The following is a 24,455-nucleotide window of genomic DNA, read 5'->3' as shown; positions in this document are numbered from 1 at the left end:
TTCGGGGGCGTGGTGCTCGGGGATGGGTACTCGGGGGGGGCGTCCGTGGGGCGTTCTCGGGCGGCGCGGTCAGGCGGTGCCGAGGGCGATGCCGCGGGCGGCGAGGAAGGCCTTCTGCGGGTCCCGGTCCGGATAGGACCAGGGGGCGCGGGTGGCATGGCTGCCGATGCGGTGGAACAGGGCGGCGGCCTCGGCGGGGCGGCCCTCGCAGAGTTTGGCGTGGGCGAGGAAGTTGAGGTCGACGCGGTTGCGGGGGTGGTCGTCGCGCTCCCACTCCAGCCACCAGTCGAAGGCGGCGCGCAGCACCTGGCGGGCGCGGCGGCCCGCCCAGTGGGCGGCCGCCGACTCGGGCGAGTGTCCGTGCGTGGCGGCCAGCACCCGGTACCGCTCGGCGTGCGCGACGACGGGGAGCACGGCGAGCGGGGAGTCGGCCGGGGACTCCTCGGCGGCCCAGGACGCGAAGTCGTAGACCTCGTGGAGCGGGTCCTGGCCGGAGCCGAGGGCGCGCTCGGCCAGTTTGGCGACCATCAGGTGGTGGGCGTGGTGGTGCTCACGGTGGCGGGCCCGGACCTGGTCGAAGTGACGGCTGAACTCCTCGTCGCCGCCGAAGGCGCGGGAGAGGAGGAGCAGCCCGAGCCAGGGGGTCGGGTCCGCCGGGAACAGGGCGGCGGCCCGGCGGCAGGCCTCCTCGGCCGCGGTCGGGCTGCCCTTCTGACGCAGGGCGGCGAAGACGGCGGCGCAGGCGAGGAGCGTGGCGGCGTCGGCGCTCTCCGGTTCGGCGAGCAGCCACTCGCGGGCCCAGGCGGTGGCCGCCGGGGTCTGCGCGAGGACGACGACGCGGTGGCCGCGGCGGTCCCAGTCGTCGCCGGTGCCGACGAGGAGGGCACGGGCCCGGGCCCAGCGTCCCTGGGTGAACTGGGACCGTACGTCGACGAGTTCGGCGTCGCACAGGGCCGGGTCGAAGAGCTGGGCGTCCCGCTTGCGGGCGCGGCCGAGGGGCGGCGGAGGCGGGGACATCCGCGGGTTTCCCTCCAGGACGCGGGGTGGACGGGGATCGGGTCGGCGGCGGCCTCCCCCGCGCGTAGGGCGCACGCGCGCGGTCGGGCCGTGAGATCCGGAGATCGTGCCGGTGGAGCCCCGTGGGGGCTCCGGAGCATTGCGGTGGAACGACGAGCAACGGTGGTGGTGCCGGTTCGGGTCTGCGACGTACGTGCGGAATCCGGTCGGAACTCCGTTGAGCACTCTGGTGATCACGCACAGCAAAGCGGTACGCGCAGCTCCGAGTCAAGGTCCGGTCCACTGCGTGGCGGGTTTCAACTGCTGTGGAGGTCGTGCCAGTTGGGTGGTCGATATTCGTTCCGGCAGGCCGCGGTCGGCACCATAGGGTGCCCCTATGACTGCATATGACGATCTTCCGCCGTACCTGCTGGGGTTCCCCGGCCCCCTGCGGGACCAGCTGGTCGCGGCCGTGCTGAGCGGGGCGAAGACCAGCACCACCGGCCTGCTCGCGGAGTACGAGGCCGAGCAGGAGCCGCTGCCGGAGCCCGGCGCGCGGTCCCTGCTCGTCGACTCCGCCGAGCACGGGGTGGCCGTGGTGGAGGTCACGGCCGTGGAGGTGCTGAGGCTCGCCGACGTGGGACTGGGGCACGCGCTCGACGAGGGCGAGGGGTACACGTCGGTGGCCGAATGGCGTACGGCACACGAGGAGTTCTGGCACAGCGAACCGGTGCGTACGGTGATCGGCGACCCGGGGTTCACGGTCGATGACGACACCCTCGTCATCGCGGAACGGTTCCGGGTCACCGAGCGGCTCGCCTGAGGCCCCCGGCGCGGCTTCGGCGGGGGCCCGGGCCGGAGCCGGACTCAGCCGACCGCCTGCGCCGCGGCGCGGCCCGCCGCCCGGCCCGAGAAGATGCACCCGCCGAGGAAGGTGCCTTCCAGGGCCCGGTAGCCGTGCACACCGCCGCCGCCGAATCCGGCCGCCTCGCCCGCCGCGTAGACGCCCGGGAGCGGTTCGCCGGAAGCGGTCAGGACGCGCGAGGAGAGGTCGGTCTCCAGGCCGCCCAGGGACTTGCGGGTCAGGATCGACAGCCGTACCGCGATCAGCGGCCCGGCCTTGGGGTCCAGGATCCGGTGCGGGGCGGCCGTACGGATCAGCTTGTCGCCGAGGTACCTGCGGGCGCCGTGGATGGCGGTGACCTGGAGGTCCTTGGTGAAGGGGTTGGCGATCTCCCGGTCGCGGGCCACGATCTCGCCGCGGACGGTGGCCTCGTCGAGGAGGTCCTCCTTCGTGACCGCGTTCATCCCGCGGACCAGGGCGGACAGGTCCCGCTCGACGACGAAGTCGGCGCCGTTGTCCATGAAGGCCCGGACCGGGGCCGGTACGGCCTGGCGCGCGCGGGTGAAGACGTCACGGACGGACTTCCCCGTGAGGTCCGGGTTCTGCTCGGAGCCGGAGAGGGCGAACTCCTTGCCGATGATGCGCTCGTTGAGCACGAACCAGGTGTGGTCGTGGCCGGTCTTCATGATGTGGTCGAGGGTGCCGAGGGTGTCGAAGCCCGGGAAGAGCGGCACGGGCAGCCGCTTGCCCGTCGCGTCCAGCCACAGCGGGGAGGGGCCGGGCAGGATGCGGATGCCGTGCTTGGCCCAGATCGGGTCCCAGTTCTGGATGCCCTCGGTGTAGTGCCACATCCGGTCCTTGTTGATGTGGCTGGCGCCCGCCCGCTCCGCGATGCCGAGCATCAGACCGTCGACGTGCGCCGGGACCCCGGAGAGCAGCCGCTGCGGCGGGGTGCCGAGCCGGGCGGGCCACTGCGCGCGGACGAGGTCGTGGTTGCCGCCGATCCCGCCGCTGGTGACGATCACGGCTTGGGCCCGCAGGGAGAACGTCCCGGTGACCTCGCGGCTGCTGGCGGAGCCCCGTACGGCGTCGGAGGGTTCCAGGATCTCGCCCGTCACGGTGTCCACCGCGCCGGCCGTGGCCGAGAGCCCGGTGACCCGGTGGCGGAACGCGAACCGGACCAGGCCGCGGGCCGCACCGGCCCGGACCCGGCGCTCGAAGGGCTCCACCAGGCCGGGACCGGTGCCCCAGGTGATGTGGAAGCGGGGGACGGAGTTCCCGTGACCGTTGGCGTCGTATCCGCCGCGCTCGGCCCAGCCGACCACCGGGAAGAAGCGGACGCCCTGGGCGTGCAGCCAGGAGCGCTTCTCGCCGGCCGCGAAGTCGACGTAGGCCTCGGCCCAGCGGCGCGGCCAGGCGTCCTCCTCGCGGTCGAACCCGGCGGTGCCCAGCCAGTCCTGGAGGGCGAGGGCGTGGCTGTCCTTGATCCGCATCCGGCGCTGCTCGGGCGAGTCCACGAAGAACAGCCCGCCGAAGGACCAGTGCGCCTGGCCGCCGATGGACCGCTCCGGCTCCTGGTCGAGCAGGATGACCTTGCGGCCCGCGTCGACGAGCTCGGCGGTGGCCACGAGACCCGCGAGCCCGGCTCCGATCACGATCACGTCTGCGTCGTACGTCATGCGGTTACCCGTCCTCCGTCGGTGGTGGGGCAGATCCTTGGCTACGGAGCGGTAACCAGTCAACAGCGGTGGTTGGATGACCTGTATGAGTGCCGCTGAGGAAGTGCTGGACGTGGTGGACCGGGAGGACCGGGTCGTGGGGCGGGCCCCGCGGGGCGAGGTGTATGCCCGGGGGCTGCTGCACCGCTGTGCGTTCGTGCAGGCCAGGGACGCGCAGGGGCGGATCTTCGTCCACCGGCGGACCGCCTCGAAGCTGGTCTTTCCCTCGCACTACGACATGTTCGTGGGCGGGGTGCTGGGCACCGGCGAGAGCTACGGACAGGCCGCGCTGCGCGAGGCCGAGGAGGAGCTGGGGGTGCGGGGTCTGGAGCAGCCGACGCCGCTGTTCAAGTTCCTGTACGAGGGTCCGGGCGGGGCCTGGTGGTCGTACGTGTACGAGGTGCGGTGCGAGCTGCCCGTGGCCCCGCAGGCCTCGGAGGTCGACTGGCACACGTACCTCACGCAGGAGGAGCTGGACCGGCGGGTGGACGACGGGGCGTGGGCCTGGGTGCCGGACGGCCTGGAGGCGTACCGGCGGCTGCGCGCGCATCGGGAATCCCGCTTGTAGATTTGTCGGGTGATCGACTTCGTCAAGGACGTGCGCCTCTGGTTCGCACCCTCGCTGCTGAGGGACGAGGGCGAGACCCCGGACTACCGCTTCTCGCTGGCCAACGAACGGACCTTCCTCGCCTGGATCCGGACCTCTCTGGCCCTGGTGGGCGGCGGTTTCGCCGTCGACCAGTTCCTGCCGGACCTGCGCTGGGGAGTGCGGGTCGGGATGGCCCTCACGCTGCTCGCGGTGGGTGCGGCCTGCGCGCTGCGGGCGGTGAACCACTGGGTGCGGTGCGAGCGGGCGATGCGGCGGGGCGAGGACCTGCCGCTGTCGCGCTTCCCGGTGCTGCTGAGCCTGGGCGTGGGGCTGGTGGCGGTGGCGATGGTGGTGGTCGTGCTGCTGGGCTGGACGTCCGGGCGGTGAGCACCTCGGGCACGGACCGCGACGCGGGGCTGCAGCCCGAGCGGACCCGGCTCGCGTGGCGGCGTACGACGCTGGCCTCATCGGTGGTGGCGGTGCTGGCGCTGCGGCAGACGTTGCGCGGTTCGGGCGCGCCGCTGGAGCTGGCCGGGGCGGCGGCCATCGCGCTGATCTGGCTGGCGTTCCTGGGGGTGGCCCACCGGCGGATCCGGGCCCTGGCGGCCGACCGGCCACGGCAGCTCGCGCCGCGGGCGGCCCTGGCGGTGGTGGCGTGCACGGTGGCGCTGGCGGCCTTCGCGGTGACGGTGATCCTCTGAGCCGCCGGCCGGTGTGATGATCGCGCTTCACCGCGCCACTGCGACACAACGGGCGATATCCGACAATGCGCACTAGCCTCTGCGCCATGACGACCCTGCACCACGAACACCCCACCCACCAGCACACGCACGGCGCGGACTGCGGGCACCAGGCGGTCTCGCACGGCGACCACGTCGACTACGCCCACGACGGCCATCTGCACCGGGAGCACTCGGGGCACTGGGACGAATGCGAGCCCAACGGACACACCATGCATGACGACCACACCCACGCGCACGGCGCGGACTGCGGACACGAGACCGTCCGGCACGGCGATCACGTGGACTACCTGCACGACGGGCACCGGCACGCGAAGCACGACGGACACTACGACGACCACTGAGCGGACCCACCCTCCCCCGGGGCGGCGACGGCCGGCAGGATGCCGACCGTTCGTCACAGCGACCCGGGGAGAGCGCAGATGCCCGTCGAAGAGCCGTACCTCGTCCAGCCCGCGCCGGGGGTGTACGCCTACGTCCAGCCGGACGGCGGCTGGTGCCTCAACAACGCCGGATTCGTGACCGACGGGGGTCGGACCCTGCTCGTCGACACCGCCGCCACCGAGCGGCGCGCCCTCGCCCTGCGCGCCGCGATCGTGGCGGCCGGGGTACCGCTCCCCCGCACCGTGGTCAACACCCACCACCACGGCGACCACACGTACGGCAACGGCGTCTTCACCCCCGAAGCGCTGGTCCTCGGGCACGACCACGCACGGTCCGAGCAGCTCGCGGCCGGGCACCAGCTGGAGCTGATCTGGCCGGCCACGGACTTCGGCGCGATCGACATCGTCCCGCCGGATCTCACCTACAGCGACCGGGCGACCGTGCACGTCGGCGATACGCCGGTGCGGGTGATCCACCCGGGCGTCGCGCACACCACAGGGGACTCGGTCGTGTGGCTGCCCGAGCAGCGGGTGGTGTTCACCGGCGACCTGATCTTCGCCGGGGGGACCCCGTTCCTCGCGATGGGCTCCCTCGCCGGCTCGCTGCGGGCGCTGGAGCTGCTGCGGTCGCTGGACGCGGAGACCGTCGTACCGGGCCACGGACCCCTGACCGACCCGTCCGCCTACGACGCCACCGAGCGCTACCTGCGGTACGTGGACGAGCTCGCCCGGGAGGGCCTGACGAAGGGGCTGTCCCCGCTGGAGGTGGCCCGACAGGCCGATCTCGGCGAGTTCGGCGCCTGGCGGGAGAGCGAGCGACTGGTGGCGAACGTGCACCGGGCCTACGCGGAACTGGCCGGCCGGCCGGAGGGCGCACCGCTGGACATCCTCGCGGTCCTGACGGACATGACCGTGATGAACGGCGGAACACCGATCCTCTGTCACGCCTGACACCGACGGATCCCGCCGGGCGGAGAGTTTCTTTCCGCCCGCGCTCTGGACGACATACCGACTGGTCGGCATGATGGCTCGCGACGGTGCTCGACGCGCCGTCGCTCCATCCCTCGTCGACTCGCACGGAGGTGCGCACCATGACCTCAGCCCCGGCCGACCCGCGCGGCCTGGACCTGGAGCGGCTGCGCGGTCATCTCGACCGGGCCCGGCCCGGACTCGTGACCGGCCCGCTGCGCGGCCGGCTCATCGAGGGCGGCCGGTCCAATCTCACCTACGAGATCACGGACGGGACCGCCCGCTGGGTGGTCCGCCGGCCGCCGCTGGGCCACGTACTGGCCACCGCGCACGACATGCGGCGCGAACACCGGGTCATCGAGGCACTGCACGGCACCGCCGTGCCGGTGCCCGAACCGGTGCTCCTGTGCGAGGACGAGACCGTGCTCGGGGCGCCGTTCTACGTCATGGAGTTCGTGGACGGGGTGCCGTACCGGACGGCCGAGCAGCTCGCCGCGCTCGGCCCGGAGCGGACCCGGCGGGCGGTACTCGGCCTGGTGGACACCCTGGTGGACCTGCACGCGGTGGACCCGGAGGCGGTGGGGCTGGGTGACTTCGGCCGGCCCGAGGGCTTCCTGGACCGGCAGCTGCGCCGCTGGGGCAAGCAGCTCGACGCCTCCCGGGGGCGTGAGCTCGCGGGCATCGACGAGCTGCACGCCGCGCTCGGCCGCTCGCTCCCCGTCTCCCCCGCCCCGACCGTGGTGCACGGGGACTTCCGGCTCGACAACGTCCTGATCGGCGGATCCCCGTCCGGCGTCGACACCGTCCGGGCGGTGCTGGACTGGGAGATGTCCACGCTCGGGGATCCGCTGACCGACCTCGGGCTGCTGGTGATGTACAGCTCGGACCTGGGCCTGACCGGGTCGCCGGTCAGCACGACGAGCGGGGCGCCGGGCCATCCGACGCCGGCCGAGCTGGTCGAGCGGTACGCCGCCCGCTCGGGCCGGGACACCGGGGCCATCGCCTGGTACACGGCCTTCGCCTGGTTCAAGCTCGCCGTGATCCTCGAAGGCATCCACTACCGCTACACGCTGGGGCAGACCGTCGGGGAGGGCTTCGACCGGATCGGCGAGCTGGTCCCGGTCTTCATCGAGCACGGACTGACCACTCTCCAGGACCGCCAGGACCGCCAGGAAGGCTGAGGCACGCACCCATGGATTTCGCATTCGACGCCCGGACCGAGGAACTCCGCGAGCGGCTGCTCGCGTTCATGGAGGAGTACGTCTACCCGGCGGAGCCCGTCGCCGCCGAGCAGCGCGCACGGCTGGCCTCGCCCTGGGACACCCCCGCCGTCTTCGGTGAACTGAAGACCGAGGCGCGCCGCCAAGGCCTGTGGAACCTCTTCCTCCCCAGTGCCGAGCACGGCGCGGGGCTCACCAACCTCCAGTACGCGCCGCTCGCCGAGATCACCGGCCGCAGCCCGCACCTGGCGCCGATGGCCACCAACTGCGCGGCCCCGGACACCGGGAACATGGAGCTGCTCGCCCAGTTCGGGAACGAGGAGCAGCGCAAGCAGTGGCTGGAACCGCTGCTGGCCGGGGAGATCCGGTCCGCCTTCGCGATGACCGAGCCCGAGGTGGCCTCCTCGGACGCCACGAACGTCGAGACGCGGATCGAGCGCTCGGCGGGCGGCGACGCGTACGTGGTCACCGGCCGCAAGTGGTTCATCTCCGGGGCGATGAACCCGGACTGCAAGGTCTTCATCGTGATGGGCAAGACCGACCCGGAAGGCGCCGATCCGCGCCGTCAGCAGTCGATGATCCTGGTGCCGCGCGACACCCCCGGGGTCGAGGTGCGCCGGGCGATGACGGTGTACGGGTACGAGGACCACGACCACGGCGGCCACGCCGAAGTGGTCTTCGACGGGGCCCGGGTCCCGGCGGCGAACCTGATCGGCGAGGAGGGCACCGGCTTCGCCATCGCCCAGGCCCGGCTCGGTCCGGGCCGCATCCACCACTGCATGCGGCTGATCGGCATGGCGGAGCGGGCCATCGAGCTGATGTGCCGGCGCGCGGTGGAACGTACCGCCTTCGGCAAGCCGCTGGCCGCCCAGGGCGTCGTGCAGAACTGGATCGCCGACGCCCGGGTGACGGTGGAGCAGCTGCGGCTGCTGGTGCTGAAGACGGCCTGGCTGATGGACACCGTCGGCAACCGGGGCGCGCACACCGAGATCCAGGCCATCAAGATCGCGACGCCTCGGGCGGTGGTGCGGATCCTGGACGACGCGGTGCAGTTGCACGGCGCGGGTGGGGTGAGCCAGGACTTCCCGTTGGCCGAACTGTGGGCGGCGGCAAGGACTTTGCGACTGGCCGACGGACCGGACGAGGTACACCAGCGGTCTTTGGCGCGGCGGGAGTTGAAGGGGTACGCGGCCGGTCGCCCGTGAACGTGTGGAAATCGTGCGGGAGTTCCCGCGAACCTGTGTGCGAGGTGAAGGCGGTGCGGGGGACCCTTTAAGAAACCTTGTTGAACAACCCCGGAACCCCAAAGCGTTCTTGATTTGCGCCTGTCAATCGGAAGAGGGTTCTCCAGAAGGTCTGACGCCCCCAACGTCAACACGAGGAGAACCCTCCAGATGGCAACTCACAAGCGCTCGCGCGGTTTCCGGTACGCGGCAGTCGGCACCGGAGCGGCCACGGCGGCCGCGGTGGCCCTGCTCGCCACCCCCCTCGCGGGAGCGGCGACACCGGCCGAAGGCACGGTCTACGGCCTCGGCGCGCCCGGCGCGATCAGCGGAAGTTACGTCGTCATACTCGACGCATCCGCGAACAAGGAACAGCTCGCCCGCAAGTACGGGGGTGAGCTGAAGCGCTCCTACAGCTCCGGGGTCAACGGATTCTCGACCACGGGCATGAGCGAGACGGAGGCGAAGCGGCTCGCCGCCGACCCGGCCGTCGGCAAGGTCGTGCAGAACAAGAAGTTCACCATCAACGCCACCCAGACCAACCCGCCCTCCTGGGGGTTGGACCGGATCGACCAGACCGCTCAGGCGGGCGACAAGAAGTACACGTACCCCGACGGTGGCGGCGAGGGCGTGACGGCGTACGTCATCGACACCGGCGTGCGCACCACCCACAAGGACTTCGGCGGCCGTGCGACGTCGGGCTTCGACGCGGTGGACAACGACGACAGCGCCGACGACGGCAACGGCCACGGCACGCACGTGGCCGGCACCATCGCGGGCACCTCGCACGGCGTCGCCAAGAAGGCGAAGATCGTCGCGGTGCGGGTGCTGGACGACAACGGCTCCGGCAGCACCGAGCAGGTCGTCGCGGGCATCGACTGGGTCACGCAGAACCACAAGGGCGCTTCGGTGGCCAACATGAGCCTGGGCGGCGGCGCCGACGAGGCCCTCGACGAGGCGGTGCGCCGGGCCGTCGCCTCGGGCGTCACCTTCACCGTGGCGGCGGGCAACGAGTCGGCCGACGCCGGTCAGGGCTCGCCGTCCCGGGTGACCGAGGCGATCACGGTGGCGTCGAGCACGATCGACGACGAGCAGTCCTCGTTCTCGAACTTCGGCTCCGTGGTGGACCTGTACGCGCCGGGCTCGGACATCACGTCCACCTGGAACGACAGCGACACGGGTACGAAGACCATCTCCGGCACGTCCATGGCGGCCCCGCACGCGGCCGGCGCGGCGGCGGTCTACCTGGCGGGGCACCCGTCCGCGACTCCGGCGCAGACGGCCGCGGCGCTGACGGGGGCGGCCACGTCCGGTGCGGTCACCAACCCGTCCGCGGGCACGGCCAACAAGCTGCTGAAGCTGGCCGAGTAGTCGACGTGCCCGGGGGTCCGCCGGCGGGCGGACCCCCGGGCACGGTGCGCGGGTGGTTCGAACCGCTCGCCTGGGAGGTGGTCCTCGATCCGGGGGACCACCTCCTCGTCGCGTGGCCGGACTTCTCTCCGGGTCCGCAGGAGATCACGCACCGGGGCCGGACGGCCTCTAGGGGCGCAGGGCGCGCATCAGGAGGTCGGCGAGGTGACCGGCGACCTGCTGCGGGGTGAGCGGGCCGTCCGCGCGGTACCAGGTGGACAGGTGGTGGACGGAACCGAAGTGGTAGTCCACCACCAGGTCGGCGGGGGTCGCGTCGGAGAACACACCCGTCCGCTGGCCCTCCTCGACCAGCGCCCGGAAGCGCTCGTGGTAGCGCCGGCGCTCCGCCCGTACCTGCTTGGACTTCTCCGGGCTGAGCTGGTGCATCGACCGGAAGAAGATCATCGCGTCGTCGAGGTTCTCGATGGTCGTGACGACCACGTCGGCGGCCGCGGCACGCAGCCGTTCCTCGACGGGCGCGTCGGAATCGGCCACCGCGTCCAGGCGCTGCTGCTGGAGCCGCAGCATCCGCGCGTACACCTCGTGCAGCAGGTCGTCCTTGGACCCGAAGTAGTGGTAGAGCGCGCCCTTCGTGACACCGGCCGCCTCGACGATCTCCTGGACCGAGGTGCGGTCGTAGCCGCGCTCGGCGAAGAGCCGGGTGGCGACGGCCAGCAGCCGCTGCGGTACCGGGGCCTCGTGCGTGCCTGCGGGTTCCGTGGTCCGTGCCGCCATGGCGCTGACCTTCCCTTCCTCGTTCCTGCCTGGTCACCGCGACCAGCTGTACGACCGTCCGACTGTTTTCAGCCGCGATCGCGCAGTTCCCGTCGCAGGATCTTGCCACTGGTCGTCTTCGGAAGAACAGGCAGGATCTCGACCTGGCGCGGGTATTTGTACGCGGCGATGCGCTCGGCGCAGTAGGCGGCGAGCTCCGCCGGCTCCACCGAGGTGCCGGGGCGCAGGCTCACGTACGCCTTCACGCTCTCCCCGCGGTAGGCGTCGGGGACGCCGACCACCGCGGCCTCGCGGACGGCGGGGTGGGTGTAGAGCACGTCCTCGACCTCCCGTGGCCAGACCTTGAAGCCGGAGGCGTTGATCATGTCCTTCTTGCGGTCGACGACGTAGAGCCAGCCGTCGGGGTCCATGAATCCGACGTCGCCGGTGCGTAGTTCGCCGCCGGGGAAGGCCTGGGCGGACTCCGCGGGCAGCCCCCAGTAGCCGGGTACCACCTGGGGCCCGCGGACGGCTATCTCGCCGGTCTCGCCGAAGGGCACCTCGGCTCCCCGCTCGTCGAGGATGCGGACCACGGTGTCGGCGCCGGGCAGGCCCACGGAGAGGGTGCCGGAGGCGGGGTCGACCGGGGCTTCGAGGTGCGCGGGCACGCTGGCGCAGGGGGCGGTGCACTCGGTGAGGCCGTAGCCGTTGCGGAGGTAGAAGCCGAAGGCGGTGCGCAGGCGCTCGACGAGCGCGGGCGGGAGCGGGGCGCCGCCGGAGGAGATCACCTGGAACGAGGCGAAGTGGTCCGGGGTGACACCGGGGTGGGCGGCGAGGGCCATGAAGGCGGTGGCCGGGCCGACGGTGTAGGCCGGGCGGTGTTCGAGGAAGGCGTCGAGGACGGCGCCGGCGTCGAAGCGGTGGGCGAGGACCAGGGTGCCGGCGTTGGCGAAGCAGGCGGCGAGCTCGCAGACCATGCCGGTGATGTGGAAGAGGGGCGCGAGGGCGAAGTACGTGGCGCCCTCGGGCAGGGGGTGGGAGGTGACCTGCCGGACGGCGTTGTAGGTGAGCGCGCCGTGCGGGTTCATCGCGCCCTTGGGGATGCCGCTGGTGCCGGAGGTGTAGCTGATGAGGGCGGTGTCGGCGGCGGTGAGGGGTGGGCCGTCCGGCGCGGGGCGCCTGCCGCGGGCCACGGTGAGGAGGTCGGCGACGGTGGGCCCAGCGGCGGGACCGCCGGTGCCCGGGCCGGCCTCGGACTCCCGGTCCGGCGCGTGCGCCTGGGCGGGCACGAAGGGCCGGACGGACGCTGCGGCCGAAGCCGGTGTCGGGGCCGGTGCCCGGCCGAGGACGCGTGGGTCGTCGCGCGTCTGGAAGTCACGGTCCGAGGAGGTCAGCACGGTCCGCACGGCACTGTCCCGCGCCGCCTCGCGCAGGTACGCGGACCAGGCGCCGCCGTCGCAGACCAGTGCGGCGGTACCCGAGTCGCGCAGGATGTGCCCGACCTCGCCGGACTTGTACATGGGGTTGAGCGGGACGACGACGGCCCCGGCCTTCCACGCCGCAAGGACGGCGAGCACGAAGTGCGGGGTGTTCTGCAGCATGACCGCGACCCGGTCCCCGCGGCGGACGCCGCGCGCCGCGAGGTGGCCGGCGACGGCGTCGGAGAGCGCGTCGGCCTCCGCGTAGCCGATCCGGCCGTCGAAGTAGGCGACGGCGGTGCGCTCGGGGGCCCGGGCGACGGCCTCGCGGAAGGCGTGGAGCACCGTGGGCGGTGGTGCGACGGGCGCCCGCTGGGCCGCGGAGAGCAGCCCGAGCCACGGCTTGGCGGCGTACCGGGATGCGGTCACCGGGTCTCCCATTTCTGCTGGAGGTGGTTCATGCCGCTCAGCCAGCGGTCCGGCTCGGTGGCGCGAGCGGCGTAGAAATCGGCGACCTCGCGGTGCGGGAGGATCAAGAACCGGCCTTTCTCCATGCCGTCGAACAGCGCGTCCGCGACCGCTTCCGGCTCGATCGCGGTCGGCGCGAGGACGAGTTCGCCCGCCGAGCCCGCGGCGGTCAGCATGTCGGTGCGCACCCCTTGCGGGCAGATGGCGTGGACCTGGACCCCGCGGTGGCGGTAGGTCAGTGAGAGCCATTCGGCGAAGGCGAGCGCACCGTGCTTGGTGACACTGTACGGGGCCGCTCCGATCATGGTCAGGAGCCCGGCGGCCGAGACGGTGGACACGAAGCGGCCGCTCTCCCGCTCCAGCCAGTCCGGCAGCAGCGCCCTGGCGGCGCGGACGTGGGCCATGACGTTGGTGTCCCAGGCCGCTTCCCAGACGGATTCGTCGGCGAAGGCGTCGCCGCCCGAGGCGAGTCCGGCGTTGGCGCAGTAGATGTCGACCGTCCCCCCGAGGGCCTCGCGGGCCTCGGCCACGATCGCCGAGGCGTCGCCCGGCACGGGGATCGCGCGGTCGCCGATGGCGGCCGCCACCGCCGCGGCCTTGGCCGGGTCGAGGTCGTTGACGACGACCGTGGCGCCCTCGGCCGCGAAGCGGTGGGCGAGGGCGGCGCCGATGCCGCCGCCCGCGCCGGTGACGACGACTCGCTGGTCCTGGTACGCGCTCACGGGGTCCACCTCTCGTGCGGCCGGATGCCGGATGGCGGGCAGACTAACCGGTCGGTATGTCAGGAGGAAAGGGGCGTGAGCTCTAGCGTGGTCGGATGACACTGTCGCGACGCGGGGTGCTGGGGCTGGCGGGGGCCATCGGATCGGCCGGCGCGCTGGGGGCGGGCGGGGCGGGCGGAGCGGGCGCGGCCACCGCGACGGGCGGGGTCACCGCCGCGGGCGCGGCCACCGCGGTGGGCGGTCGGGTGCGTACCGGATTCGAGCGGCTCGCCGCGGACGGGTACGCCGGCCTGGCCGGACGGAAGGTCGGCGTGGTCACCAACCCGACCGGGATCACCGCCGACGCCCGGCACCTGGTCGACGTGCTGCACGCGGACGAACGGGTCGATCTGGTGGCGGTGTTCGGCCCCGAGCACGGCTTCCGAGGGACCGCCCAGGCCGGTGACTCGGAGGGGGTCTCCCGGGACCCGGCGACCGGGCTGCCGGTGTACGACACGTACGACAAGAGCGGGCAGAAGCTCGCGGACGTGTTCACGACGGCCGGGATCGACACCGTCGTCTTCGACATCCAGGACGTCGGGGCGCGCTTCTACACCTACATCTGGACCCTCTACGACTGCATGCGCGCGGCCGCGCTCGCCGGCAAGGCGGTGGTGGTGCTGGACCGGCCCAATCCGGTGGGTGGCCGGCGGGCCGCGGGGCCCGTGCTGGAGCGGCCGTACGCGAGCTTCGTCGGCCGGGAGCCGATCGCCCTGGCGCACGGGATGACGGCGGCCGAACTGGCCCGGCTCTTCAACGGCGAGTTCCTGACGGACCGACCGGTCGAGCTGCGGACGGTGGCGATGTCCGGGTGGAGCCGGGAGTCGTTCTTCGGGGAGACCGGGCTGCCCTGGGTGCCGCCGAGCCCGAACATGCCGACCCCGGACACGGCCCTCGCGTACGCCGGTACCTGCCTGTTCGAGGGGACGAACCTCTCGGAGGGGCGCGGGACGACCACCCCCTTCGAGGTGATCGGCGCGGAGGGGATCGACCGACGGTGGGCGGAGGCGGCGAACCGGCTGGGGCTGCCGGGGGTGTGGTTCCGGGAGGCCTACTTCACTCCGACCTTCTCCAAGCACGTGGGGAAGGTGTGCGGCGGGGTCCGGCTGATCGTGCACGACCGCCAGGCCTTCGACCCGGTACGGGCCGGGATCGGACTGTTGATCACGGCGCGCCGGGTGTGGAGCGGCTTCGGCTGGCGCGCGGACCACTGGATCGACCGACTGACCGGCTCGGACCGGGTGCGGACGCTGGTGGACGCGGGGGCGGACGTGGACGAGGTCGTGGGCGACTGGGCGGCGGGGCTGGCGCGTTTCGGGGCGGTGCGCGAGAAGTACCTGCTGTATCCGTGATCCGACCGCGTCGGGGGGCTGGCCGGGCGGGCGCCGCAGCAGGATGCTGACTGCACCGGAGGCACGGCGTGAAGGGGGGCGTCATGGCGAATGTCGGTGGCGGATTCGGATTCGGGACCGGGGTCGTGGGCGGGATCGGGGTCGGGGTCCGGCCGTACGCGGAGCTGACCTTCGACTCCGAAGGGGACGTCGACCGGGTCACGCAGGGCACGGTGTCCCGGATGGAGGCGACCGACCTGCTGGTCTTCGCCCATGGCTGGAACAGCGACCGGTCCACGGCGACGCGCCTCTACGACCGGTTCTTCGCGCCCTTCGAGGGGCTGGTGGGGTCAGGGGTGCGGCTGGGCTACGTGGGTGTCGTATGGCCCTCGATGCGGTTCTCCGACGAGCCGATACCGGACTTCGACACCCTCGCCGCCCTCGCGGAACCGGACCTCGGCGGCGCCCTGGACCCGCTCACCCGCCGGGCGCTCGGGGAGTTCTGGCCGGAGCGACGGGCGGAGCTGGACCGGGTGGCGGAACTGCTGGCGGAGCGACCGGAGTCGGCGGCCGCATTCATCGAGTTCGGCGCCCTGATCCGCGAGTTGGCGGGCGTGGACGCGGTCCCCGAGCCGGTCGCGCCGTCGGTACCCGCGATCTTCACGGACGATGTGCTGGAGGTGTGCCGCGCCCTCTCCGTCGCTCTGGCCAGGGCGGGCGCGCCTGGTACGGGCTCGCCGGATACGGGCGTGCCCGCGGTCGCGGGAGGCCCCGAGGGTTTGGGGCTCACGGTCGGCGGCGGAATGCGCGACCTGTGGGGCGGCGCCAAGGAACTGCTACGACAGGCCGCGTACTACAAGATGAAGAAGCGGGCGGGTGTGGTGGGCGAGCGCGGCCTCGGCCCCGTACTGGCCCAGCTGGCGGCCGCGCGCCCGGCCCTGCGGTTCCATCTGATCGGACACAGCTTCGGGGCGCGCGTCGTCTCCTTCTCCCTACGTGCGGTGCCGGACCGGGCCCGCTACGTGAAATCCGTGACCCTGCTCCAAGGAGCCTTCTCCCACTACGCGTTCGCCGACCGACTGCCGCACGACAAGGGCACCGGCGGCGCCCTGCGCGGCCTCCAGCGCCGGGTCGACGGGCCGGTGGTCGCCTGTCACTCCCCCCACGACTCCGCCCTCAAGATCTTCTACCCGCTGGCCTCCCGGATGGCAGGGGATTCGGCCGGACTTCTGGGTTTCGACGAGCGCTGGGGCGCCATCGGGCACGACGGTATCCAGGCGGTTCCGGGCGCGCCCCGGCTGACCCTCGACACGGCCCTGCGCGAGGGGGTCCCCACGACCGGTTGCGTCAGTGTGGACGCGGGCTCCGTGGTGCGGCGCGGTGGTGCCCCGTCGGGGGCGCACAGCGACATCTGCCACGAGGAACTGGCCCGGCTGGTGGTGGACGCGGGGCGCATGGGGCGCTGAGTTCTGGCCATGTGCCACCCACACGCCCCGACCGCCCCCGCATGCGCCCGCCTCCGACCGGGCATGTTGGGCACATCGGCGGAGGTGATGGTGTGATGGCGGGTTTCCGGAGTCTGGCGTACCAGGTGCGCGACGCGCGCAATGACCGGGCCTTGCGGCGCCATTCCCTGCGCCGCTGTCTGGAGCGTTTCGCGCCCTACGGGCACCGGGCCACATGGTGGCATCTGTGCGACCGGCACGGGATCGCCCCGGAGGACCGGGGCGCCGATCCGTTGCGGCTGGTCGCCGCGCTGGAGGAGCTGGAGGACGCGCGGGCGGTCTGGCTGGAGTACGAGCGCCAGTTCGCGGAACGCCGGCGGCGGGAGAAGCATCACGGGCTGCGCCGGCCGGAGTGGGCCTGGGGCGGCAGCGGGGACGCGGTGGTGCGGTGCGCCGATCCGGGGGTTCGGCCGGAAGGAGCGCTCGGCGAGGTGCTGCGGCGGCTGGTACGGGCGCTGGAGTCGGCGCCGGGGACGGCGTGCCCGGTGTGCGGGGACACCGAGCTGCACTGGCCGGAGGTGGGTCCGGTCGGCCCCTGGGCGGGTGCCCTGGCCTGGGACGGGCCGGTGTGCGCGGGCTGCGGGATCGTGGTGCCCAGACCGGCCCTGGTGGACACCCCGATGATGTTGGACACGCCGGCTGCGGGAGCCGCGTGAAGGTGCCGGGGCCGCCGCCCGTGTCGTCGCCAGTACCACGCTCCGTGTCGCTGTCCGTGTCGTTGAACGGGTCGCGGAGTGCCGCGGACGGCCCGGCCGTACCGCTGTCGCCGGAGGCGCTGGCGGAGTCGGCACGCGCGGCCGTCGCCGCCGGGGCCGAGGAGGTACTGGTGCATCCGCGGACGCCGTGCGGGCGGGAGAGCCTCTCCCCGCGGGTGGTCGGGCCGGTGCTGGAGGTGCTGCGGCGCGCAGGGGTCGGCGCAGCGCTGTCGGTACCGGTGTCGATCGCGGCCGAGCCCGATCCCGCGGGCCGGCGGGCGCGGGTGGCCTCGTGGCAGGTGCTGCCGGACCGGGCCGTGGTGCGCTTCGAGCAGCCGGGGGCCGCGGAGCTGGCGCAGGCCCTGCTCGCGCGGGGGGTCGCGGTGGACGCGGTGGTACCGCTGGGCGGGGCGGCCGGGCCGGAGCCGCTGGCCCGTTTCCTGGCCTGGCCGGTGCGCGAGCCCGGGCGGGTGCGGCTCTCGGTCGAGCTGGCGGCGGCCGACCCGGCCCTGGTGGCGGGGCTGCGCGCGCTGCCGCCCGTACCGGTGCTGCTGTACGGGCGGGACGCGGCCGCCTGGCCGGTGCTGCGGCTGGCCGCGCGGTGCGGCACCGGCGCACGGACCGGCGTAGGCGATGTGACGCACCTGCCCGACGGGCGTCCGGCGCGGTCGAACGCCGAACTGGTCGCGGCGGCCCGGGACCTGGTGGCGCGGGCGGTGGCTACAGCCGCGAGCCGGTGAGCCGCTCGCCGAAGGCGTCGTCCGGGTTGGACAGCGCGCAGGTCTCCATCGACAGGCAGCCGCAGCCGATGCAGTCCGTCAGGTGATCGCGGAGCCGGCCCAGGCGGGTGATGCGTTCGTCGAGTTCGGCGCGCCAGGCCTCGGAGAGGCGGGCCCAGTCCTCGCGGTTGGGGGTGCGCTCCTCGGGGAGCTGCGCCAGCGCCTCACGAATGCTGGCCAAGGGGATACCCACGCGCTGTGCTGCGCGTACGAAGGCCACCCGGCGCAGCGCGTCACGCGTGAAGCGGCGCTGGTTGCCGGAGGTGCGGCGGCTGCTGATCAGGCCCTTGGCCTCGTAGAAGTGGAGCGCGGAGACGGCCGCGCCGCTTCGGGCGGACAGCTGGCCGACGGTGAGTTCGTGGATTTTCTCGGGAATCTGCGGCACCCGGCCGAGCGTAGTCGGACGTCCGTTGACATACACATACACCCCCCAGCATGCTGAGCAAGCGCTTATTCGTTCGTCCGTCAGTCGTCCGCGAGAGACAGGAACAGGGCATGGCCGAGCCGAGGGTCTTCACGTCCGCCGAGGAACTGCACGCCGGGATCGGCGCACCGCTCGGGCCCAGCGAGTGGCTGGAGGTGGACCAGAAGCGGGTCGACCTCTTCGCGGACGCCACCGGCGATCACCAGTGGATCCACGTGGACCCGGAGCGCGCGGCGGGCGGACCTTTCGGCTCCACCATCGCGCACGGCTATCTGACACTGTCCCTGCTGCCGAGTCTGGTGCCGCAGATCATGCGGGTCGAGGGCATGCGGATGGGCCTCAACTACGGGACGAACAAGGTCCGTTTCCCGGCGACCGTGCCGGTCGGTTCACGGCTGCGCGCCACCGCCGTGATCACGGAGGTCGCGGAGGCGGGTGGCGGCGTACAGGTCACCGCCACGGTGACGGTCGAGCGTGAGGGCGGCGAGAAGCCGGTGTGCGTGGCGGAGTCGGTGTCGCGCTACTACTTCTGAGGGCCCGGCCGCGCGGCCACCATGCGGAGCACGAGGTCGGCGTAGAGCCCGCCGACCTCGTCGGGCGTGCGCTGCCCGTCCGTGTTGAACCAGCGGGCCACGTCGATGCACAGCGACAGCACGGCGAGCGTGGTACCCGGCACGTCGGGGACGTCGAACTCCCCCGCGGCCACCCCGTCGGCGATGATGCGGCGCACGGCCGCGTCGCTCCGCCGGCGCAGGGCCACGATCTCGGAGCGGTGCTCGGGCGCGAGGGCGTCGAGCTCGTACTGGACCACGCGTGCGGTGGTGTGGTGCGCCGCGTGCCAGCGCACGAAGGACCGCACGGCGGCGTCGAGCCGGTCGGCGGCGCTGCCGGGGCCGTCGGCGGCGGTGGTCAGGATCTCCAGCGCCTTGTCGTGGCCGATCCGGCTGATCCGCTGGAGCAGCTCTTCCTTGGTCTTGTAATGGATGTAGAGCGCGGCCGGACTCATCCCGGCACGGCCCGCGATGTCACGTGTGGTGGTGGCGTGGTACCCGCGCTCGGCGAAGGCGTCGACGGCGGCGACGAGCAGCCGCCGCGCGGCGTCGGGGGTGACCTCGGACCACGGCCGGTAGCCGTCGACCGTATCCTCCGCGCTGCCCATCGCTCACTCACCCTTCACCGTGTGGAAGTGACCACCTTACCGGAGGGTGAGCAAGCGCTTAGCGATGTCGGGTCGGCGGCCGGACGCGGCGCACCCGGCCAACCCGTCCGCGGCCTACCCGGCCCCCCGCGTACCCGGCGTGCGACTACTTCGGCGCGAAGGGGTCGTACTCGGCCATCATCTTCTCCATCCTGGCCTGATCCACCCGACTGACGATCTGCGTGACCTCCTGGCGGTCGCGGATCACCTTGGCGAGGGTGAAGGCCGAGGTGGTGAGGTAGAGGACGGCGATGCCGAGGAAGGCCCGGACCCAGCCGTTCGCCTCCAGGTTGTAGATCCCCACGGCCACGGCGCCGATGGCGATACCGAAGGAGGCGACGGCCTGGCCGTAGTACGCCCCCGTGCTCTGCTGCTTGACCGGTGTCTCGTTCATGCTCCGAGCATCGGGCGGACGGCGCGGGAGCACATCCGCACGCGTACTCATACGGGTACTCAGAAGGCGGAAACCCCGGTGCGGGCACGGCCGATGAGCAGCTTCTGGATCTGGCTGGTGCCCTCGTACAGGGTCATCACGCGGGCGTCGCGCAGCAGCTTGCCGGCCGGGTACTCGTCGATGTAACCGTACCCGCCGTGCACCTGTAGGGCGTTGCTCGCGGCGCGCACGGCGGCCTCGGAGGCGAAGAGCTTGGCGGTGGAGGACTCGGTGGCGAAGGGCTGCCCGCGGTCGATGAGGTCGGCGACCCGCCAGGTCAGCAGCCGGGCCGCGTCCACGTCGACCGAGATGTCGGCGATGAGCTCCTGAACCAGCTGGTGGTGGGCTATCGGCCGGCCGAACTGCTCGCGCTGAGCGGCGTACGAGACGGCCGCGTCCAGGGCCGCCTGCGCGATGCCGACGCAGCCGGCGGCGACCGACATCCGGCCCTTGGCGAGGGCGGACATGGCGACCGAGAAGCCCTTGCCCTCGGGGCCGAGCAGGGCGGAGGCGGGCACGCGGACACCGTCGAGGACGAGCTCGGCGGTGGCCTGGCCGCGCAGGCCGAGTTTGCCGCGGATCTCGCGGCGGGTCAGGCCCGGGGTGTCGGTGGGGACGAGGAAGGCGGAGACCCCGCGATGGCCGGGCTCGTCGCCGGTGCGGGCGAAGAGCAGCACCACGTCGGCCCAGGTGCCGTTGGTGATGAACATCTTGCTGCCGTCCAGGACGTACGCGTCCCCGTCGCGCACGGCGCGGGTGGTGAGGTTACCGGCGTCGGATCCGGTGCCGGGCTCGGTCAGGCCGAAGCAGCCGAGCGCGTCGCCGGAGCACAGGCGGGGCAGCCAGGCGCGCTTCTGCTCCTCATCGCCCCAGGCGGCGATGGTCTTGGCGACCAGGCCGAGGGAGACGGAGACGATCCCGCGCACGGCCGAGTCGCCGCGCCCGAGCTCCTCGGTGACCAGGACGTAGGCGAGGTGGTCGCCGCCGGATCCGCCGTACTCCTCGGGGACGGTCAGGCCGAGGAAGCCGAGCGCGCCCAGCTTCTTCACGACGGCCCGGTCCACGCTCTCGACACGGTCCCACTCGGCGGCGTGCGGGACGATCTCGCGCTCGGTGAACTCGCGGGCGAGCCTGCGGACGGCGGCCTGCTCCTCGCTCAGCTCCAGATTCACCGGGCACCTCCGGGGCGGGATCGGCGCCTTTAACTAGCACCGGTAGTTTATGGCGGGCAGGCCCTACTATGTGGCGCATGGCCAGACCGCGCAAGCCCCTCCTCAGCCGGGACCGCATCATCGAGACGGCCGGCGCCCTGGTGGACGCGGAAGGGCTGGAGGCGGTGTCGACACGCCGGCTGGCCGCCGCGCTCGGGGTCAGCGGGCCCTCGCTCTACAACCACTTCCGTACCAAGGACGAGATCCTGGACGCGGTGGCGGACGCGGTGAGCGCGCGGGTGGACCTGTCGATGTTCGACGGTGGCCAGGACTGGCGGGCGGCCTTGCAGGCATGGGCGCACTCGTACCGGGACGCGCTGGCGGACCACCCCAACATCGTGCCGGTCCTGGCGCGCGGGCCGGGCCGCCGGCCGGCCGGGCTGCGGGTGGCGGACGCGGTGTTCGGGGCGATGACGGAGGCCGGCTGGCCGGCGGCGCAGGCGACCCGGATCGGCGCGCTGATGCGGTACTTCATCCTGGGCTCGGCGGTGGCCTCCTTCGCGGGAGGCTTCGTGGACGACCGCGCGGCCTACGACCCGGCGGACTACCCGCACCTCGGCCAGGCCCACCTGCTGGCGGAGCGCGGGCGCGAGGTGGACGAGGGCGCCTTCGAGACGGGCCTGGCGGCGCTGCTCGACGGACTGGCCCTCCAGTACGAGGCGCTGCCCGCCGCCTAGCCACCGCACGCGGACACCACCGAGGCGGCTCCCCCGCCCCCTCCCGGTGGCAGGGCGGGGGAGCATTCCGCGGCGATGCCGCGCGGTGCCCTTACGGCGATCCCTGCAGCGGTGCCCTGCAGCGGTGTGTCCTACGGCTGGAAGACGACCAGCGAGCGGCCGCCCTTGCCGGCGAGCATCGCATCGAAGGCGGCCGGGATGCCGTCGAGGGTGATGCGGTCGGTGACCAGGGATCCGAGGTCGAGGCGGCCCGCGCGGACGTGCTCGGCGATCACCGGGAGGTCGCGGGCCGGGTCGCTGTTGCCGTAGACGCAGCCGGTGAGGGTGCGGGCGAAGTGGAAGATCTCCATGGAGTGGAAGGTGACCTTCTGCTCCTTGCCGCCGATGCCGACGACCGTGGTGCGGCCGCCGCGCCGGGTCGACTCCCAGGCGCCCCGGATGGTCTCGGCCCGGCCGACGCACTCGACGGCGACATCGACGCCCTGCCCGCCGGTCAGGGCGCGGATCTGCTTGGCGGTGGTGTCGGAGGCGAGGACGAACTCGGTGGCTCCGGCCGCCCGCGCCAGTTCCTCCTTGGCCGGGGACACGTCGACGGCGACGATCGGGCCCGCCTGCGCGATCCGGGCGGCCTGGAGGGCGACCAGGCCGACCCCGCCGACCCCGAAGACGGCCACCGACTCGCCCGGGCGGACCTGGGCGCTGTGGTGAACGGCCCCGTAGCCGGTGAGGACGGCGCAGCCGAGCAGGGCCGCCTCGGTGAGCGGGATCCCGGCGGGGGCCGGCAGGACGCAGTTGGCCGCGACGACGGTCTCCTCGGCGAAGGCGGCCACGTTCAGCCCGGGGTGCAGTGCGGTGCCCTGGGCGTCGTGCGCGTGGACGGCCCCGACCCCGGTGAGCGCGGTGGCGCAGAGCCAGACCTCGCCGATGGTGCAGTGGTGGCACTCTCCGCAGGACGGGGCCCAGTTGAGGACCACGCCGTCACCGGGGGCGACGTGCGTGACGCCCTCCCCCACCGCGAGGACCGTGCCCGCGCCCTCGTGACCGAGGACGGCGGGCACGGGGACGCGCATGGTGCCGTTGGAGAGGGAGAGGTCGGAGTGACACACCCCGGCCGCGGCGAGCCGCACCCGGACCTGCCCGGGGCCGGGATCCGGCAGCACGATGTCCCGTATCTCCAGCGGGGCTCCGACGGCGGGCAGGACAGCGGCGCGGACCATGGTCGTCATCTCGTCTTTCCGGTGCGGGGCGGGTGCCGTGGCTACGGCGCGTACGGAGCGTACGGCCGCAGCGGCAGGGCGGGCGGGTAGGGCCGTCAGGGGATCAGAACTGCAGGGACTTGGTCTGGAGGTACTCCGCCAGGCCGTGCGCGCCCAACTCGCGGCCGACACCGGACTGCTTGTAGCCGCCGAAGGGCGCCAGCACGTTGAAGCGGCCGCCGTTGATGTCCACCTGCCCGGTGTCCATACGGCGCGCGAAGGCCACGGCCGTGGCCTCGTCGGCGGCCCAGACGGCGCCGCCCAGGCCGTAGACGGTGCCGTTGGCGATGCGGAGGGCGTCCTCCTCGTCCTCGTAGCGGAGGATCGACAGCACCGGGCCGAAGATCTCCTCCTGGGCGATCGTCATGTCGGGGGTGACATCGGCGAACACCGTCGGCGCCACGAAGTACCCCTGTTCCAGCGGCGCGTCGGGCCCGCCGGCGACGAGGCGCGCGCCTTCCTCCACACCCTTGGTGATGAACCCGCGGACGCGCTCGTGCTGCTTGGCGTTGACGACCGGGCCGACGCGGACGCCGGCCTCGCGGGGGTCGCCGGTGGGATAGTCGGCGACCGCGGCGGCCGCGAGCGAGACGGCTTCCTCGTAGTGGTCCCGGTGGACGAGCATCCGGGTGAGCGCGTTGCAGCTCTGGCCGCTGTTGTTCATGACGTGCCCGACGCCCGCCCCGACGGCCTTGACCAGGTCGGCCCCGGGCAGGATGACATTGGCCGATTTGCCGCCCAGTTCGAGCGCGACCCGCTTGACGGCGGCGCCGGCGGTCGCGCCGATCTGCTTGCCGACCGCGGTCGAGCCGGTGAAGGAGACGAGGTCGACTCCCTCGTGCGCGGCCAGGGCCTGGCCGGCGACCGGACCGGTACCGGTCACCAGGTTGAAGACTCCGGCCGGGATGCCCGCCTCGTGCACGGCTTCGGCGAAGAGCTGTGCGGTCAGCGGGGTGTCCTCGGCCGGCTTGAGGACGAGGGTGCAGCCGGCGGCGAGAGCGGGCGCCACCTTTGCAACGACCTGGTGCAGGGGATAGTTCCAGGGCGTGATGGCCGCGACCACCCCGATCGGCTCCAGCAGCACGGTGGAGTTCCCGACCCGCTCCTCGAAGGCGTAGGAGGAGGCGAGTTCGGCGTAGGAGGTGGCCACCGCGATCGGCGCTCCGACGTGGACCGCCTTGGAGAAGCCGAGCGGGGACCCGAGCTCGGCGGTGATCGTCTCGGTCAGCTCGCCGGTGCGGGCCAGCAGTGCGTCGCGGAGGGCCCCGATCAGGGCGGCCCGCTCGGCCGGGGCGGTGGCCGCCCAGCCGGGGAGGGCCGCACGGGCCGCGCGGACCGCCGCGTCCACATCCTCCTCGGTGCCGGCCGGGACCTGGGCGATGACCTGGCCGTCGGCCGGGTTCACGACCTCGATCAGATCGCTGCCGACGGCGGGCCGCCACGCGCCGTCGATGTACATCCCGTCGTGGGCCTTCATGGCATTCCTCCCGAGC

General features: G+C 73.0%; 26 protein-coding genes. 15 read left to right on the top strand and 11 right to left on the bottom strand.

The features are described from left to right. Positions 1–69: 69 nt before the first annotated feature. The gene (locus tag ACWG52_RS29280; RefSeq protein ID WP_390140957.1) at positions 70–1,017 is read right to left on the bottom strand and encodes a hypothetical protein; all 948 of its coding nucleotides are present in this window, start codon (positions 1,015–1,017) and stop codon (positions 70–72) included. Positions 1,018–1,393: 376 nt separating this feature from the next. On the opposite strand from ACWG52_RS29280, the gene ACWG52_RS29275 reads away from it, so the two are divergent. After that, positions 1,394–1,819 (top strand): ASCH domain-containing protein, encoded by a 426-nt coding sequence (locus ACWG52_RS29275; protein WP_389814496.1) that lies wholly within the window; start codon positions 1,394–1,396, stop codon positions 1,817–1,819. Positions 1,820–1,863: 44 nt separating this feature from the next. Here the strand turns inward: ACWG52_RS29275 and ACWG52_RS29270 are convergent, their stop codons facing one another. Continuing rightward, the gene (locus ACWG52_RS29270; protein WP_390140955.1) at positions 1,864–3,519 is read right to left on the bottom strand and encodes an FAD-binding dehydrogenase; all 1,656 of its coding nucleotides are present in this window, start codon (positions 3,517–3,519) and stop codon (positions 1,864–1,866) included. A gap of 85 nt (positions 3,520–3,604) precedes the next feature. On the opposite strand from ACWG52_RS29270, the gene ACWG52_RS29265 reads away from it, so the two are divergent. From ACWG52_RS29265 to ACWG52_RS29230, 8 genes are all read left to right on the top strand, one after another. After that, complete coding sequence (locus ACWG52_RS29265) at positions 3,605–4,126, top strand: NUDIX hydrolase (RefSeq protein ID WP_389814490.1); 522 nt, start codon at positions 3,605–3,607, stop codon at positions 4,124–4,126. Positions 4,127–4,135: 9 nt separating this feature from the next. Further along, positions 4,136–4,534 (top strand): YidH family protein, encoded by a 399-nt coding sequence (locus ACWG52_RS29260; RefSeq protein WP_389814487.1) that lies wholly within the window; start codon positions 4,136–4,138, stop codon positions 4,532–4,534. After that, on the top strand, positions 4,531–4,848 hold the full coding sequence (locus ACWG52_RS29255) for a DUF202 domain-containing protein (RefSeq protein WP_389814484.1): 318 nt from the start codon (positions 4,531–4,533) through the stop codon (positions 4,846–4,848). Before ACWG52_RS29260 ends, ACWG52_RS29255 begins: the two co-directional genes overlap by 4 nt. Before the next feature lie 86 nt (positions 4,849–4,934). Beyond that, the gene (locus ACWG52_RS29250) at positions 4,935–5,231 is read left to right on the top strand and encodes a hypothetical protein (protein WP_389814481.1); all 297 of its coding nucleotides are present in this window, start codon (positions 4,935–4,937) and stop codon (positions 5,229–5,231) included. A gap of 78 nt (positions 5,232–5,309) precedes the next feature. Further along, a complete protein-coding gene (locus tag ACWG52_RS29245) occupies positions 5,310–6,221 on the top strand; it encodes an MBL fold metallo-hydrolase (RefSeq protein WP_390140952.1) in 912 nt (303 codons plus the stop codon). A 140-nt stretch (positions 6,222–6,361) separates the two neighbouring features. Next, entirely contained in the window at positions 6,362–7,420 is a 1,059-nt protein-coding gene (locus tag ACWG52_RS29240; protein WP_389814475.1) for a phosphotransferase family protein, read from the top strand. An 11-nt stretch (positions 7,421–7,431) separates the two neighbouring features. Next, entirely contained in the window at positions 7,432–8,664 is a 1,233-nt protein-coding gene (locus tag ACWG52_RS29235) for an acyl-CoA dehydrogenase family protein (RefSeq protein ID WP_389814472.1), read from the top strand. 189 nt (positions 8,665–8,853) lie between these two features. After that, positions 8,854–10,053 (top strand): S8 family peptidase, encoded by a 1,200-nt coding sequence (locus ACWG52_RS29230; RefSeq protein ID WP_390140950.1) that lies wholly within the window; start codon positions 8,854–8,856, stop codon positions 10,051–10,053. Positions 10,054–10,221: 168 nt separating this feature from the next. On the opposite strand, the gene ACWG52_RS29225 is transcribed toward ACWG52_RS29230, so the two are convergent. The 3 genes from ACWG52_RS29225 to ACWG52_RS29215 all read right to left on the bottom strand — a co-directional run bounded on the left by ACWG52_RS29225 (position 10,222) and on the right by ACWG52_RS29215 (position 13,414). Then, entirely contained in the window at positions 10,222–10,827 is a 606-nt protein-coding gene (locus tag ACWG52_RS29225) for a TetR/AcrR family transcriptional regulator (RefSeq protein WP_389814466.1), read from the bottom strand. 68 nt (positions 10,828–10,895) lie between these two features. Further along, entirely contained in the window at positions 10,896–12,665 is a 1,770-nt protein-coding gene (locus ACWG52_RS29220) for a class I adenylate-forming enzyme family protein (RefSeq protein WP_389814463.1), read from the bottom strand. Continuing rightward, positions 12,650–13,414 carry an SDR family oxidoreductase gene (locus tag ACWG52_RS29215; protein WP_390140944.1) on the bottom strand — a complete coding sequence of 255 codons (765 nt, stop codon included), beginning with the start codon at positions 13,412–13,414 and terminating at the stop codon, positions 12,650–12,652. The genes ACWG52_RS29220 and ACWG52_RS29215 overlap by 16 nt, the downstream gene beginning before the upstream one ends. A 95-nt stretch (positions 13,415–13,509) precedes the next feature. Here ACWG52_RS29215 and ACWG52_RS29210 point away from each other — a divergent pair, with 95 nt between their 5' ends. From ACWG52_RS29210 to ACWG52_RS29195, 4 genes are all read left to right on the top strand, one after another. Next, positions 13,510–14,805, top strand: a complete 1,296-nt coding sequence (locus ACWG52_RS29210; RefSeq protein ID WP_453126381.1) for an exo-beta-N-acetylmuramidase NamZ family protein — start codon at positions 13,510–13,512, stop codon at positions 14,803–14,805. Positions 14,806–14,888: 83 nt separating this feature from the next. Then, on the top strand, positions 14,889–16,250 hold the full coding sequence (locus ACWG52_RS29205; RefSeq protein ID WP_389814454.1) for a serine-threonine protein kinase: 1,362 nt from the start codon (positions 14,889–14,891) through the stop codon (positions 16,248–16,250). Positions 16,251–16,345: 95 nt separating this feature from the next. Further along, positions 16,346–16,945: a hypothetical protein gene (locus ACWG52_RS29200; RefSeq protein WP_033223886.1), complete on the top strand. Its 600-nt coding sequence runs from the start codon at positions 16,346–16,348 to the stop codon at positions 16,943–16,945. Positions 16,946–17,001: 56 nt separating this feature from the next. Then, complete coding sequence (locus ACWG52_RS29195; RefSeq protein WP_389814451.1) at positions 17,002–17,724, top strand: 3-keto-5-aminohexanoate cleavage protein; 723 nt, start codon at positions 17,002–17,004, stop codon at positions 17,722–17,724. On the opposite strand, the gene soxR is transcribed toward ACWG52_RS29195, so the two are convergent. After that, a complete protein-coding gene (gene soxR, locus ACWG52_RS29190) occupies positions 17,705–18,148 on the bottom strand; it encodes a redox-sensitive transcriptional activator SoxR (RefSeq protein ID WP_030723240.1) in 444 nt (147 codons plus the stop codon). The genes ACWG52_RS29195 and soxR overlap by 20 nt on opposite strands. 110 nt (positions 18,149–18,258) lie before the next feature. Between soxR and ACWG52_RS29185 the strand changes: the two genes are divergently transcribed. Continuing rightward, positions 18,259–18,720: a MaoC family dehydratase gene (locus ACWG52_RS29185; RefSeq protein ID WP_453126379.1), complete on the top strand. Its 462-nt coding sequence runs from the start codon at positions 18,259–18,261 to the stop codon at positions 18,718–18,720. Here ACWG52_RS29185 and ACWG52_RS29180 read toward each other — a convergent pair. The 3 genes from ACWG52_RS29180 to ACWG52_RS29170 form a co-directional block, all read right to left on the bottom strand. Further along, entirely contained in the window at positions 18,711–19,346 is a 636-nt protein-coding gene (locus ACWG52_RS29180; RefSeq protein ID WP_389814445.1) for a TetR/AcrR family transcriptional regulator, read from the bottom strand. The genes ACWG52_RS29185 and ACWG52_RS29180 overlap by 10 nt on opposite strands. Positions 19,347–19,491: 145 nt before the next feature. Continuing rightward, positions 19,492–19,779: a YiaA/YiaB family inner membrane protein gene (locus ACWG52_RS29175; protein ID WP_033223882.1), complete on the bottom strand. Its 288-nt coding sequence runs from the start codon at positions 19,777–19,779 to the stop codon at positions 19,492–19,494. 59 nt (positions 19,780–19,838) lie between these two features. Continuing rightward, entirely contained in the window at positions 19,839–20,990 is a 1,152-nt protein-coding gene (locus ACWG52_RS29170) for an acyl-CoA dehydrogenase family protein (RefSeq protein ID WP_389814442.1), read from the bottom strand. Between the two features lie 68 nt (positions 20,991–21,058). Here ACWG52_RS29170 and ACWG52_RS29165 point away from each other — a divergent pair, with 68 nt between their 5' ends. Next, positions 21,059–21,706, top strand: coding sequence for a TetR/AcrR family transcriptional regulator (locus ACWG52_RS29165; protein ID WP_389814439.1), 648 nt, complete (start codon positions 21,059–21,061; stop codon positions 21,704–21,706). Between the two features lie 131 nt (positions 21,707–21,837). Here the strand turns inward: ACWG52_RS29165 and ACWG52_RS29160 are convergent, their stop codons facing one another. Both ACWG52_RS29160 and ACWG52_RS29155 read right to left on the bottom strand, forming a co-directional pair. After that, the gene (locus tag ACWG52_RS29160; RefSeq protein ID WP_390166637.1) at positions 21,838–22,923 is read right to left on the bottom strand and encodes a Zn-dependent alcohol dehydrogenase; all 1,086 of its coding nucleotides are present in this window, start codon (positions 22,921–22,923) and stop codon (positions 21,838–21,840) included. 103 nt (positions 22,924–23,026) lie between these two features. Beyond that, positions 23,027–24,439, bottom strand: a complete 1,413-nt coding sequence (locus ACWG52_RS29155) for an aldehyde dehydrogenase family protein (RefSeq protein ID WP_389814436.1) — start codon at positions 24,437–24,439, stop codon at positions 23,027–23,029. Between the last annotated feature and the right edge of the window lie 16 nt (positions 24,440–24,455).

It is taken from the genome of Streptomyces sp. CLCI03 (assembly GCF_053615355.1).
The sequence above is the reverse complement of the archived record's forward strand: the minus strand, read 5'-3'. Positions and strand labels throughout refer to the sequence as shown.